Genomic DNA, 11672 nt, shown 5'->3' on the forward strand with positions numbered 1-11672 from the left:
GCGGGGCCGTCCCGGTCACTGGCCCCGGCCGGTCTCTTCCTGCAGCTCGTCGATCTTGATCGAGGCGTCCGCCTTGCTGATGTCGTCGGGCACCTCCTCGCCGGCCTGCCGCGCCAGGGTGTGCAGGTAGCTCTTCTGCGCGCCGGTGGCCGGCTCGTCGCCGGTCACCCAGTCGGAGGGGTCCTTCTCGGCGGTGGGGTCGCCGGCCTGCCCGGTGTTCACGTTGGATTCGCTCATGTGTTCGAAGCTACGCGGGGATGCCGACCCGTGCAGCCCGAGCGGTGACGACGGCGGCGTCCACCGCGCTCTGCGCCGCGGCGCGGTCGGCGACCCGGGTGCGGGCCTGCTCCCACCGGCGGCCGGTGCGGTAGACGTGCACCGCTCCGCACTGGGGGCACTCGACGTGCAGGGCGACGTGGGTCGGGTGGTTGGCGATCGATCGGATGCGCCGGTCAGCGACCAGCTCGTCGGTCCGGGTCACGGGGCAGGTGATCAGCAACATGGGACGAGCGTGCTCGGGGCGGACGGCACCGACGAGTGGCAGGACTGACCACGGTCGCGGTTTTCCTGCCAGGATGTGCCCATGACCACAACGGACCGCCCGCTCGTCGTCAGCGCCGTCGTCGCCGACGGACTGGTGGGCAGCTTCGGCGTGGGGGTGGCCGCCGAGGTGTTCGGCTACGACCGCCGCGCGATGGGGCTCCCGCTGTTCGACTTCGCGCTGGTCGCCGAGCGCCCGGGGGTGCTGCGCACCGACACCGGCATCGCGATGGTCGTCGAGCACGGCCTGGACCGGCTGGCGTCCTCCGACATCGTGCTGGTCACCGCCTGGGAGCTGTTCGACCACGAGCCCCCGGCGCAGCTGCTCGACGGCCTGCGCGCGGCGTACGCGCGGGGGGCGGTGATCGTCAGCCACTGCACCGGGGCCTTCGTGCTGGCCCGCGCCGGGCTGCTCGAGGGCAAGCGCGCCTCCACGCACTGGCGGTACGCCGGGGAGCTGGCCGCCCGGCACCCCGGGATCGAGGTGGACGCCGCCGTCCTCTACGTGGACAACGGCCAGGTCATCACCGGGGCCGGCACCGCGGCCGGGGTCGACACGATGCTGCACCTGGTGCGGCGTGAGTGGGGTGCGGCCGCGGCCAACGCGCTGGCCCGCGAGATGGTCGTCCCGCCGCACCGCGACGGCGGCCAGGCCCAGTTCATCGACACCCCGGTCGCCCGCTGCGAGGACGACCTGCTGGGCGTCGTCCTGGAGTGGGCCCGCGGCCACCTGGCCGAGGACATCAGCGTCGAGCTGCTGGCCCGCCGGGCGCTGATGAGCCCGCGCAGCTTCGCTCGCCGGTTCAAGGCCACCACCGGGACGACGCCGCACGCCTGGCTGCTCGGCCAGCGGCTGGCCGCGGCCGAGACGCTGCTCGAGGAGAGCGACGCCCCGGTCGAGGAGATCGCCCGGCTGGTCGGCTTCGGCACCGCGGCCGGCCTGCGCGAGCAGTTCGCCCGCCGTCGCGGTGTCTCCCCGCGGGCCTACCGGCAGACCTTCCGGGCCGGCCGCACCGCCGCCTCAGCCGGGCCGGCGCCGGTGCAGCTCCACCGGCACTGGCCGGGGGCTGGCGGGGTGCGGGGCGACGAGGCCGGCGTCGAGGCGGGCCTCGGTCAGCCGGCGTAGCTCGGCGTAGGCGGCCGGGCCCAGCAGCGCGGTCAGCTCCGGGCCGTAGGTGACCACCAGCGGCTCGGCGGCGACGTGGGCGACCGGCGAGCCGGTGCACCACCAGTGCAGGTCGTGCCCGCCCGGCCCCCAGCCGCGCCGGTCGAACTCGCCGATGGAGGACACCAGCACCCGGGTGTCGTCGGGGCGGTCGACCCACTCCTGCTCCCGGCGCACCGGGAGCTGCCAGCACACGTCGGGCTTGGTCTCCAGCGGGTGCCGGCCCTGCCGCAGCGCCATGGCGTGCAGCGCGCAGCCGGCGCCACCGGGGTGCCCGGGCCGGTTGAGGAACAGGCAGGCGCCGTCGACCACCCGGGTGCGCAGCGCCTGCTCCGCGGGCTCGCCGGGGGCGGGCTCGGTCAGGGTGTCGGGCTCGGTCCAGTCGTCCCGGCCCACCGGCGTCCCGGGGTGGCGCTGCCAGTCCAGCGGGGTGAGCTCGGCGACCGAGGCCTCCACCCGGGCCAGGTCGTCGGAGTCGGTGAAGAAGGCGCCGTGGTTGCAGCAGCCGTCCTCGGCCCGCCCCTCGACCACCCCGGCGCAGCCGCGGCCGAAGACGCACGTCCACGCGCTGGTCAGCCAGGTGAGGTCGGCGCGGACCAGGTGCTCGGGGTCGGCGGGGTCGGAGAACTCGATCCACTCGCGGGCGAAGTCCAGCCCGACCTCGGGCGGGGGGCCGACAGGGGTGCTCGGGTCCACGGCGGGAGCGTAGGCGTCGGCGGAGGCCCCGAGACACGGCCGGGCCCCAGACGGCAGACTCTGCGGCATGCGACTCGGGGTGCTGGACGTCGGCTCCAACTCCGTGCACCTCCTGGTGGTCGACGCCCATCGCGGCGCGCACCCCACGGCGATGCACGACGACCGCTGGCTGCTCCGGCTGGCCGAGCACGTCGGTGACGACGGCAAGCTCTCCAAGGCGGGGGAGAAGGCGCTGCTCAGCGCCGTGCAGAAGGCCAAGGCGCAGGCCGCCGACCGCGACTGCGACGAGCTGATGGCCTTCGTCACCTCCGCGATCCGGGAGGCCGACAACGGGTCGGCGGTGCTCCGCCGGGTGCGCGAGCAGACCGGCGTGGACCTGCAGGTGCTCAGCGGCGAGGACGAGGCCCGGCTGACCTTCCTCGCGGTGCGGCGCTGGTTCGGCTGGAGCGCCGGCCGGGTGCTGGTGCTCGACATCGGCGGCGGCTCGCTGGAGCTGGCGACCGGCGTCGACGAGGACCCCGACGTCGCGATGTCGGTGCCGCTGGGGGCCGGCCGGATGACCCGCCGCTTCCTCCCGAAGGCCGAGACCGGCGGCCGCCCGGACCTCGCCGCGCTGCGCGCCCTGGAGGAGCACGCCGACGACGTGCTCACCTCGCCGGGCAAGAAGCTGCGCGGGGCGGGCGAACCCGACCTGGTGGTCGCGACGTCGAAGACCTTCCGGACGCTCGCCCGGCTGGCCGGTGCCGCGCCCTACGCCGCGGGCCTGCGCGTGCCCCGCGAGCTGACCGCCATCGGGTTGTCCCAGGTGATCGGCTTCGTGTCCCGGATCGAGTCCTCGGCGCTGGCCGAGCTGCAGGGCGTGTCGGCCCAACGCGCGCACCAGGTGCCCGCAGGTGCCGTCGTGGCGCAGGCCGCGATGCGCGCGGTGGACGTACCGTTCGTGCGGATCTGTCCCTGGGCGCTGCGTGAGGGAGTCATCCTGCGCCGTCTGGACCAGCTGGAGGGAGCGTGATGTCGGAACCGAACTCGGGTGAGTACAGCGTCCGCTCGCTCGCCGAGATCCTGCGCGAGCACGGGCTGGAGACCGAGCTGGGCACCCGCCCCGGCCGGCGACGGCGCACCTCCGACGACCCCGAGGTCACCGGGCGCTCGCCCCGCGTCGAGCCCGCCGCCCGCGCCCCCCGGCCGCCGGCTGCCGCGCAGCCACCAGCCGCGTCGCCGGCGGGCCGCGCTGCCGCGCCGGCACGGGCCACCGGTCAGCCGGGTGCCACCCGGACCCCGCCCGCCGCGGCGCCCGCACCCCAGGTGCGCCACCCCTCGCCGTCCTGGGCGGACAAGTCCGCCGCCGCCTCCCGTCCCGCCGCCGGGCTGGCCGGACCGGCCACCCCGGCCCGCGAGCCGGCACCGGCCCGGGTCCCGTCCCCGGCCCGGTCCGCCGCCCCGGCGGCAGCACCGGCGCCCGCCCGGGCGGAACCGGCGCCGCGCGAGACGCCGGCCGACCGGACGTCGACCACCGGCCCTGCCGGCGGCCGGGCCGACGCGACGCCGCTCCGCCCGGCCCGCCGCAAGAGCGACACCGACGCCCCGGTGGCCGACCCGCCGTCGGCCGGCCGCGGGCCCACCACGTCGGCGATCCCCACGGCGGGCACGTCCGCCGCGAGCCGCCGCGAGGCCCACCCGGTCACCGGGCCCATCCCGGTGCAGCGCGCGGGCGCGGAGGCGGCCGAGGCCGCCGACGAGGAACCGCTCACCGGCCGGGAGAGCGTGCTGGCCTGGGCCCGCTTCGCCGGTGAGCTGGTCGTGGCGCTGGCGGTCGGCATCGGCCTCTACTTCGCCTTCACCGTGCTCTGGGAGCTGATGCCCTACGTCGCCCTGGTCGCCGCCCCCGTCGCGGTGACCGGCCTGGTGGCCGGGGTGGCGGCCTGGCGCAGGAAGACCGGCCAGGGGGAGCTCGGCGTGCGGCTGCTCGCCATGCTGGTGCTGGCCGGCACCGTGCTGGTCATCGCGCCGGCAGCGGGCCTGCTCGCCGGCTGACCGCCCGGCTCAGCCGGCGGCGAACTGCTCGACGATCGCGCGGCCGAACGCCGGCAGGTCGTCGGGCTCGTGGCTGGTGGTCATCCGCCGGCCGCGCACGACGTCGGCCGCCAGGCCGACCAGCTGGGGCTGCGCCCGCGTCGACCAGGGCCTGCCAGGGCTGGTCGAGCGCCACCTGCTCGACGCCGTCGGTCGCCAGCACCGCCACCCGCTCGCCGTTCAGCTCCCGGACACGCAGCGGCCGCCACCCCGTCCGGCCGCGGGGCGCACCGGCGGGCACTACGGTCGCGGGCATGATCACCGCGGGGCGCACGGGCCTGGCCATCATCGGCGGCGGCAAGATCGGCGAGGCGCTGCTCGCCGGTCTGGTCCGGCAGGCCGGCAGCGGGGACGGCGTCTGGGTCGTCGAGCGCAGCCCGCAGCGGGCGGCCGAGCTCGCTGCCCGGCACGGCGTCGGCGCGGTCGACCTCGCCGAGGCGGCCGCCCGCGCCCGGGTGCTGCTGCTGGCCGTGAAGCCGCAGGACATCGACGCGCTGCTCGCCCTGCTGGCCCCGCACGTGACCGACGAGCACCTGGTCGTCTCGGTGGCCGCCGGGGTGCCGACGAGCCGGATCGAGGCGGCCCTGCCCGCCGGCACGCCCGTGGTGCGGGTCATGCCGAACACCCCGGCGCTGGTCGAGGCCGGGATGAGCGTCATCTCCGCGGGTGCGCACGCCACCGAGGGCCACCTGGACGAGGCCCAGGCGCTGCTCTCACCGGTGGGGGAGGTGCGCCGGGTGCCGGAGGGCCAGCAGGACGCCGTCACGGCGCTGTCGGGCAGCGGGCCGGCGTACTTCTTCTTCCTGGTCGAGGCGATGATCGACGCCGGGATCCTGCTCGGCCTGCCCCGCAACGTCGCCGCCGACCTCATCGTCCAGACCGCCTACGGGTCGGCGGTGATGCTGCGCGAGTCCGGGGAGCACCCGGTGCAGCTGCGCGAGGCGGTCACCAGCCCCGGGGGGACGACGATCGCCGCCATCCGCGAGCTGGAGCGGCACGGGGTGCGGGCGGCCCTCATCGCGGCCATCGAGGCGGCGCACGACCGCTCGGTGGAGCTGGGGCGCGCAGCCGGCTGACCGGGCTGCCCACACATCGCCCACACGGCGTCCACAGGCGGGCGCCGCACCGTGGGCCCCAGACTGCAGCAGGTGAATCACAAGCGTGTGGTTTTCCACAGAAATCTGTGGACAGGCCATGCGCGAGCAGAGTCGACTTGGGGACAACACGCCGTTACGGGTGTGTCACCCGGTGCTTCTGTCCACTTGTGCCCAGGACGGACCGGTCCGCCTGTCCGTTTCACCCATCGCTTCTGTCACTCCGGTCCCCATATGGTCTTTTCCAGCACGAACGTGACACGCCCGCCGGTGGGGAAGCCGGTGGCCGCGCCAGTGCTGAGACCGGAGATGATCGTCGTGACCATGCCCCAGCGCGCCACCATCCAGACCTCCCGCCCGGGTGTCCCGGCCCCGCGCCCCGTGGGTCGGCCGATCTCGGCCGCCTCCCTCTCGCGCCCCGTGCCGGCCGCCCACCCGGCGTCCATGCCGGTCGGCCGTCCGGCCCCGGTGCCGGCCCCCCGTGCCGCTGTCGCCTTCCTGACCGTCGCCGAGGTCGCCGCGCTCATGCGGGTCTCGAAGATGACCGTCTACCGCCTGGTGCACGGTGGCGAGCTCTCCGCCGTCCGCGTCGGCCGCTCGTTCCGCGTCCCGGAGCGCGCCGTGCACGACTACCTGCGCGACGCCTACACCGACATCGCCTGAGCCAGGACCCCACCCCCGCTGCCCGCAGGCTCGCGGGGGGCCTGCAGGGGATGCGTCCGCACCCGGCCGGGTAGTCTCGTGCGCTGAGCGGTGCCGCCCCGTCGGGGTGGCCCGCGCACGAGCTGATCACCTCGCCCGGTGCCCGGCGTGACCGACCCGGTCACCGCCCCGGCCACCGAGCGAAACTCGACGTCGGGAGCAGGACATGGGTTCGGTCATCAAGAAGCGCCGCAAGCGGATGGCGAAGAAGAAGCACCGCAAGCTGCTCAAGAAGACCCGCGTCCAGCGGCGCAACAAGAAGTGAGCTGACGCTCGTGCCGCCCGCGGTCGTCCTGGTCACCGGCGTGAGCCGGTGGCTGGGCGGCGCGCTGGCGGCCGAGCTCGCCGCCGACCCGGCGATCGACCGGGTCATCGGGGTGGACACCGTCCCCCCGCCCCCCGAGGTGCTCCGCCGCCTCGGGCGCACCGAGTTCGTCCGCGCCGACATCCGCAGCCCGTTGATCGGGAAGGTCATCGAGTCGGCGTCGGTGGACACCGTCGTGCACATGAACATCAGCGCCACCCCGGCCGCGTCCGGTGGGCGGGTGTCGATGAAGGAGCTCAACGTCATCGGCACCATGCAGCTGCTGGCCGCGTGCCAGCGCTCGACCACCGTCCGGCGGCTGGTGCTGAAGTCGACCAGCGCGGTCTACGGCGCCAGCTCCCGCGACCCCGCCGTCTTCACCGAGTCGATGCAGGCCCGCCGTGTCCCGGCCGGCGGCTTCGCCAAGGACAGCCTCGACATCGAGGGCTACGTCCGCTCCTTCGCCCGCCGCCGCCCCGACGTGGGCGTCGCGGTGCTGCGCTTCACCAACCTGATCGGCCCGCGGATCGACTCGCTGCTGTCCGGCTTCCTCCGGATGCCCGTCGTGCCCACCGCGCTCGGCTACGACGCCCGGGTGCAGCTGCTGCACGAGGACGACGCGGTCGCGGTGCTCCGGCAGGCCACCACCGGCGACTTCGCCGGCACGGTCAACGTCGGCTCGTCGGGCACCGTGCTGCTCTCCCAGGCCATCCGCCGGCTGGGCCGGGTCGCGCTGCCCGTGCCCGAGCCCGCCATGGGGTCGGTCGGCCGGCTCACCCGCCGCGCCGGGCTGGTCGACTGGTCGCCCGAGCAGATGCGGTTCCTCAACTTCGGCCGCGTGGTCGACACCCGGGTGCTGCGCGAGGAGTTCGGCTACACGCCGCGGTACTCCACCGAGGAGGCGCTCGCCGACTACGCCCGCACGCTGCCGCCGGTGCTGCGCCCCGAGCTGGTCGACGAGACCGCGGCGACGGCGCGCGCGCTGCTGGGCCGGGTCGCCGGCGGGGTCTCCGCCGTCCGCTCGATCGTCGGGGACCGGCACCGCCCCGCGCCCCCGGTGCCCGGACTCCGGGCGGTGCGCGATGCCTGAGGCACGGGTGATACCGCTGCGGCCCGACGACGACCCGCCCCCGCCGCCGCACCGGCCGGAACCCTCGTTCGAGGAGCAGCTGGCCGGCGGGGTGGAGTTCCTCCGCCGCCGGCTCACCGGTGAGTACGACACCGACGAGTTCGGCTTCGACCCCGACCTCACCGACCACGTGCTGCTGCCGCTGCTGCGCCCGTGGTTCGAGCGCTGGTTCCGGGTCGAGACCCTCGGGCTGGAGAACGTCCCCGACACCGGCGGCGCGCTCGTGGTGGCCAACCACTCGGGCACCGTGCCGGTCGACGCGCTGATGGCCACGGTCGCCCTGCACGACGAGCACCCGGCGTCCCGGCGGCTGCGGCTGCTCGGCGCCGACCTGGTGTTCCAGGTGCCGTTCATCGGTGCGCTGGCCCGCAAGCTCGGCACGACCCTGGCCTGCAACGAGGACGCCGAGCGGCTGCTGTCGGCCGGCGAGCTGGTCGGGGTCTTCCCGGAGGGCTTCAAGGGCGTCGGGAAGCCGTTCAGCGAGCGGTACACCCTGCAGCGCTTCGGCCGCGGCGGTTTCGTCAGCGCGGCGCTGCGCACCGGGGTGCCGATCGTGCCCTGCGCGATCGTGGGCGCCGAGGAGATCTACCCGATGCTCGGCAACGCCCGCACCGCGGCGCGGCTGCTCGGCCTGCCGTACTTCCCGATCACCCCGACGTTCCCGCTGCTCGGCCCGCTCGGCGCGGTGCCGCTGCCGTCGAAGTGGTTCATCGCCTTCGGCGAGCCCATCGAGACGGCGTCCTACGGGCCGGCCGCCGCCGACGACCCGATGGTCGTGTTCAACCTGACCGACCAGGTGCGCGAGACGATCCAGCACTCGCTCTACCGCCTGCTGCTCCAGCGGCGCAGCGTCTTCAGCTGATCGGCCGGGCCTAGAACGGCCAGCGGTTGCGGCGGCGGAGCGAGATGAGGCCGCCGACCACGCCGCCGGACAGCGCCGCGACGCCCACGGTGGGGACGCCGATCTTGGCGGCCTTGCGCCCGGTGCGGAAGTCCTTCACCGTCCACCCCCGCGAGCGGGCGACCGCGCGCAGCTCCGAGTCGGGGTTCACCGCGACCGCGGTGCCGACCAGGCTGAGCATCGGCATGTCGTTGGTCGAGTCGCTGTAGGCGGTGCAGCGGGACAGGTCCAGCCCCTCCCGCTCGGCCAGCGCGCGCACCGCCTGCGCCTTCGCCTCGCCGTGCATGAGCTCGCCGACGAGCCGGCCGGTGAACTTCCCGTCGACGACCTCGGCGACCGTGCCCAGCGCGCCGGTGAGCCCCAGCCGGTGGGCGATGATCGAGGCCAGCTCGACCGGGGTGGCGGTGACCAGCCACACCCGCTGCCCGGCGTCCAGGTGCTGCTGGGCGAGCAGCCGGGTGCCCGACCAGATCCGGTCGGCCATCAGCTCGTCGTAGATCTCCTCGCTGGCCTGCACGATCTCCTCGACCGGCCGGTCGGCGACGAACGCCAGCGCGTTGTCCCGCACGGTGTGCATGTCGATGCTGCTCTCCGTGCCGGCGACCCGGAACTTGGCCTGCTGCCAGACGAAGGAGGCGACGTCGCGGCCGGTGAAGTACTTGCGGGCGGCCAGCCCGCGGGCGAACCAGAACAGCGAGGCGCCCATCATCATCGTGTTGTCGACGTCGAAGAACGCCGCCGCCGTGCGGTCCGGTGCAGGCGCGGCGGGCACCTCGGTCTCGGCCGCGGCGGCCGAGGCCTCACCGGCGACGACCGCCCGCGCCTCGTGGTCGGCGAGCTCGGCCGGCTTGCGCGCCGCACGACCGCGGAAGGGCACCCGGACCACTCCGCACCACCCTCCCGGCGTCGGCTTGCACCGTCGTCCGCGACCCTAGCGTCGCCCGCTGACCGCTCTGGACCGGGTCAGCAACCCACCGTCACCAGGGGCGGCAGGCAGACCGTGACCCCCGGCACCAGCGTGGGCACCGAGACGACGGCCCCGGGGCTGCTGCTGGGCGCCGCGGCGCTGGTGCTGGGCGCCCCCGGCAGCGGCAGCGAGGGCAGCGGCAGACCCGGGCGGGCGGTGCTGGTGGGCGCCGGGACCGGGGGGAGACCGCCGGCGGTGGGGGCACCGGGCGCGCCTGCCGAGGGGAGGGCCGCGGTGGTCGGGGCCGGGCCGCCGGTGCCGGCGGCGGGCGCGCTGGTGTCCACGGGCGGGACGGCACCGCTGGGTGGGACCTGGGCGGGCGTGGACGAGCTGCTCGGTGCAGGTGTCCCGGCGGGGGCCGGGGGAGCGGCGGGGCAGGCGGCGGGCAGCGGACCCAGGTCGTCGGCGCCCTCGACCGCCGGACCGCCGGGGCAGCCGAACGCCGTCCGCAGCTCGGCGCCGCGGGCGGCGACCCGGCCGACCAGCTCCTGCGACCCGGCCAGCGCGCCCTGCGCGCCGGTCGGGACCGCGCCGGCGACCCCGGCCAGGCCGTCCTGCTGCTCGGCGGCCCACCCGGTGAGCGTCTCCAGCGCACCGGGGTCGGACTCCTCGACGGCGCGCGCGGTCAGCTCGGCGGTGCCCTCGGAGGTCTGCTCGTCCATCGTCTGCAGCGTGTCGAGCACCAGGTCGACGTCCGGGCCGGCGGCCAGCCCGGCCTCGCCGCCGGACGGCGTGGTGCCCACGACGGCGTCGGCCCCCGGCTGCACGCCCACCAGCTCCTCGAGCTCGTCCAGGCGGGTGCTCGCGAAGTCGAGCAGGGTCAGGCCGCGCTGCGAGTCGCCGGCCAGCGCGAGCTGGGTCTGCTCCCCGCCGCGCTTGAGGTCGTAGAGCAGGTCGCCCGGGCGGGCACCCTGCGCCGCGGCCAGCAGGCCGCCCAGGGCGGTGACGGTCAGGGCCGCGCCGGTCAGCCCGGCGGTCAGCCGGGTGCGCCAGGGGGACGGCCGCGGGTCCGCGCCGCCGGCGAGGAACCGCCGCAGCGCACCGGTCGGCGCGGTGGGACGGCGCGCGGACCCGGTCGCCGGCGTGCGCACCGCGGCCATCGCCACCAACCGGGCCCGGGTGGCCGCTCGGAACTCCTCGTCCGGGTCGACGGCGTGCTCGCTGGACAGCGCCCGCAGCCGGGCGACCAGCGCCGCCTCGGCGTCCGCGGGGTCCCCGGCGCCGCGACGGGCGGGGCCGGGGGCGTCGTCGTGCAGCGTCACCGTGTCCCTCCGCATCCGCGTCGCCTCGTGGCACGCCCGCCCCGGGCGCGTCCTGGACCGGTCAACGACCCCGGGCGCAGCGCCGTTACGGGGTACCGGCGGGTAACAACCGCGGCGGCGTCACAGCCGGTCACCGCAGTCCCTCGGGCAGCAGGGCCGCCAGCCGGCGCACCGCCCGGTGCTGCAGCGCCTTCACCGCGCCGTCCTTCTTGCCCATCGCCGCGGCCGTCTCGGCCACGGACAGCCCCTGCAGGAAGCGCAGCACCAGGCACTCGCGCTGCTCGTCGGACAGCTGCTGCACCCCGGCCATCAGCTCGGCGTTGGTCAGCCGCTGCAGCACCGCCTCCTCCGGCCCCTCGGTGGCCCGGTCGGCGTCCCGCATGTCGGCGGTGGCGACCTCCAGCCGGTACCGGCTGCTCTTCACGTGGTCCAGCACGATGTTGCGGGCGATGGTGACCAGCCAGGCGCCGACGTCGCGGCCCTGGAAGGACAGCGAGTCGATCCGGCGCAGCGCCCGGACGAAGGTCTCGCTGGTGAAGTCCTCGGCCGTCGCCCGGTCACCGACCCGGTGGTAGAGGTACCGGAAGACGACGTCGACGTACCGGTCGTAGAGCTGGCCGAACCCCTCCGCATCGCCGGCCTGGGCGCGGCGGACCAGCTCCCAGACCGCCTGCTGGTCGTCGGTGCGCTCCTCGGCGACGGGGGCGCCAGCCGGGACGGCGTCCACGGTCGCGGGCGCGACGGCCGGTGCGGGCTCGACGGCCGGAGCGGCTGCGGCGGGCTGCCGTGGCACGGGTGAGGGCCGGGGGCGCGGGCTGGGCCGGGGGTGCGGGACGGGG

The 11672-nt window shown here is 76.0% G+C and carries 14 protein-coding genes; 8 read left to right on the forward strand and 6 right to left on the reverse strand.

Going from position 1 to position 11672, the window contains the following annotated elements; translation table 11 throughout:
• Positions 1-15: 15 nt before the first annotated feature.
• Both FHX36_RS18585 and FHX36_RS18590 read right to left on the reverse strand, forming a co-directional pair.
• Positions 16-237, reverse strand: a complete 222-nt coding sequence (locus FHX36_RS18585; RefSeq protein ID WP_110553261.1) for a DUF3072 domain-containing protein — start codon at positions 235-237, stop codon at positions 16-18.
• Between the two features lie 10 nt (positions 238-247).
• Complete coding sequence (locus tag FHX36_RS18590) at positions 248-502, reverse strand: hypothetical protein (protein ID WP_110553262.1); 255 nt, start codon at positions 500-502, stop codon at positions 248-250.
• 81 nt (positions 503-583) lie between these two features.
• Here FHX36_RS18590 and FHX36_RS18595 point away from each other — a divergent pair, with 81 nt between their 5' ends.
• The gene (locus tag FHX36_RS18595) at positions 584-1666 is read left to right on the forward strand and encodes a helix-turn-helix domain-containing protein (RefSeq protein ID WP_110553263.1); all 1083 of its coding nucleotides are present in this window, start codon (positions 584-586) and stop codon (positions 1664-1666) included.
• On the opposite strand, the gene FHX36_RS18600 is transcribed toward FHX36_RS18595, so the two are convergent.
• On the reverse strand, positions 1562-2401 hold the full coding sequence (locus FHX36_RS18600; RefSeq protein ID WP_110553264.1) for a DUF3109 family protein: 840 nt from the start codon (positions 2399-2401) through the stop codon (positions 1562-1564). The two genes, FHX36_RS18595 and FHX36_RS18600, sit on opposite strands and share 105 nt — an antisense overlap.
• 67 nt (positions 2402-2468) lie before the next feature.
• Here FHX36_RS18600 and FHX36_RS18605 point away from each other — a divergent pair, with 67 nt between their 5' ends.
• The 7 genes from FHX36_RS18605 (at position 2469) to FHX36_RS18635 (ending at position 8565) form a co-directional block, all read left to right on the forward strand.
• A complete protein-coding gene (locus tag FHX36_RS18605; RefSeq protein WP_110553265.1) occupies positions 2469-3413 on the forward strand; it encodes a Ppx/GppA family phosphatase in 945 nt (314 codons plus the stop codon).
• Positions 3413-4435 (forward strand): hypothetical protein, encoded by a 1023-nt coding sequence (locus FHX36_RS18610; protein ID WP_183513994.1) that lies wholly within the window; start codon positions 3413-3415, stop codon positions 4433-4435. The genes FHX36_RS18605 and FHX36_RS18610 overlap by 1 nt, the downstream gene beginning before the upstream one ends.
• Before the next feature lie 293 nt (positions 4436-4728).
• Positions 4729-5550 carry a pyrroline-5-carboxylate reductase gene (gene proC, locus FHX36_RS18615; protein WP_110553715.1) on the forward strand — a complete coding sequence of 274 codons (822 nt, stop codon included), beginning with the start codon at positions 4729-4731 and terminating at the stop codon, positions 5548-5550.
• Positions 5551-5892: 342 nt separating this feature from the next.
• On the forward strand, positions 5893-6231 hold the full coding sequence (locus FHX36_RS23125; RefSeq protein ID WP_246406985.1) for a helix-turn-helix domain-containing protein: 339 nt from the start codon (positions 5893-5895) through the stop codon (positions 6229-6231).
• Between the two features lie 205 nt (positions 6232-6436).
• Entirely contained in the window at positions 6437-6535 is a 99-nt protein-coding gene (locus tag FHX36_RS18625) for a 30S ribosomal protein bS22 (RefSeq protein ID WP_012854759.1), read from the forward strand.
• Positions 6536-6545: 10 nt separating this feature from the next.
• Complete coding sequence (locus FHX36_RS18630; RefSeq protein ID WP_110553713.1) at positions 6546-7664, forward strand: NAD-dependent epimerase/dehydratase family protein; 1119 nt, start codon at positions 6546-6548, stop codon at positions 7662-7664.
• Positions 7657-8565, forward strand: coding sequence for a lysophospholipid acyltransferase family protein (locus tag FHX36_RS18635; protein ID WP_110553711.1), 909 nt, complete (start codon positions 7657-7659; stop codon positions 8563-8565). The genes FHX36_RS18630 and FHX36_RS18635 overlap by 8 nt, the downstream gene beginning before the upstream one ends.
• 10 nt (positions 8566-8575) lie before the next feature.
• Here FHX36_RS18635 and FHX36_RS18640 read toward each other — a convergent pair whose 3' ends face one another.
• The 3 genes from FHX36_RS18640 to FHX36_RS18650 form a co-directional block, all read right to left on the reverse strand.
• Positions 8576-9481 carry an HAD family hydrolase gene (locus tag FHX36_RS18640; protein WP_258372987.1) on the reverse strand — a complete coding sequence of 302 codons (906 nt, stop codon included), beginning with the start codon at positions 9479-9481 and terminating at the stop codon, positions 8576-8578.
• 86 nt (positions 9482-9567) lie between these two features.
• On the reverse strand, positions 9568-10833 hold the full coding sequence (locus FHX36_RS18645; protein ID WP_183513996.1) for a DUF5667 domain-containing protein: 1266 nt from the start codon (positions 10831-10833) through the stop codon (positions 9568-9570).
• A gap of 130 nt (positions 10834-10963) precedes the next feature.
• On the reverse strand, positions 10964-11626 hold the full coding sequence (locus FHX36_RS18650) for a sigma-70 family RNA polymerase sigma factor (RefSeq protein ID WP_258372800.1): 663 nt from the start codon (positions 11624-11626) through the stop codon (positions 10964-10966).
• Between the last annotated feature and the right edge of the window lie 46 nt (positions 11627-11672).

The organism is Modestobacter versicolor (assembly GCF_014195485.1).
Classification (GTDB): Bacteria; Actinomycetota; Actinomycetes; order Mycobacteriales; family Geodermatophilaceae; genus Modestobacter; species Modestobacter versicolor.

Excerpts from the sequence above, each read along its gene's own strand:
- FHX36_RS18585 (WP_110553261.1), bottom strand. The coding sequence starts at position 237 with ATGAGCGAATCCAACGTGAACACCGGGCAGGCCGGCGACCCCACCGCC.
- FHX36_RS18590 (WP_110553262.1), bottom strand. The coding sequence starts at position 502 with ATGTTGCTGATCACCTGCCCCGTGACCCGGACCGACGAGCTGGTCGCT.
- FHX36_RS18595 (WP_110553263.1), top strand. The coding sequence starts at position 584 with ATGACCACAACGGACCGCCCGCTCGTCGTCAGCGCCGTCGTCGCCGAC.
- FHX36_RS18605 (WP_110553265.1), top strand. The coding sequence starts at position 2,469 with ATGCGACTCGGGGTGCTGGACGTCGGCTCCAACTCCGTGCACCTCCTG.
- FHX36_RS18610 (WP_183513994.1), top strand. The coding sequence starts at position 3,413 with ATGTCGGAACCGAACTCGGGTGAGTACAGCGTCCGCTCGCTCGCCGAG.
- proC (WP_110553715.1), top strand. The coding sequence starts at position 4,729 with ATGATCACCGCGGGGCGCACGGGCCTGGCCATCATCGGCGGCGGCAAG.
- FHX36_RS23125 (WP_246406985.1), top strand. The coding sequence starts at position 5,893 with ATGCCCCAGCGCGCCACCATCCAGACCTCCCGCCCGGGTGTCCCGGCC.
- FHX36_RS18625 (WP_012854759.1), top strand. The coding sequence starts at position 6,437 with ATGGGTTCGGTCATCAAGAAGCGCCGCAAGCGGATGGCGAAGAAGAAG.
- FHX36_RS18635 (WP_110553711.1), top strand. The coding sequence starts at position 7,657 with ATGCCTGAGGCACGGGTGATACCGCTGCGGCCCGACGACGACCCGCCC.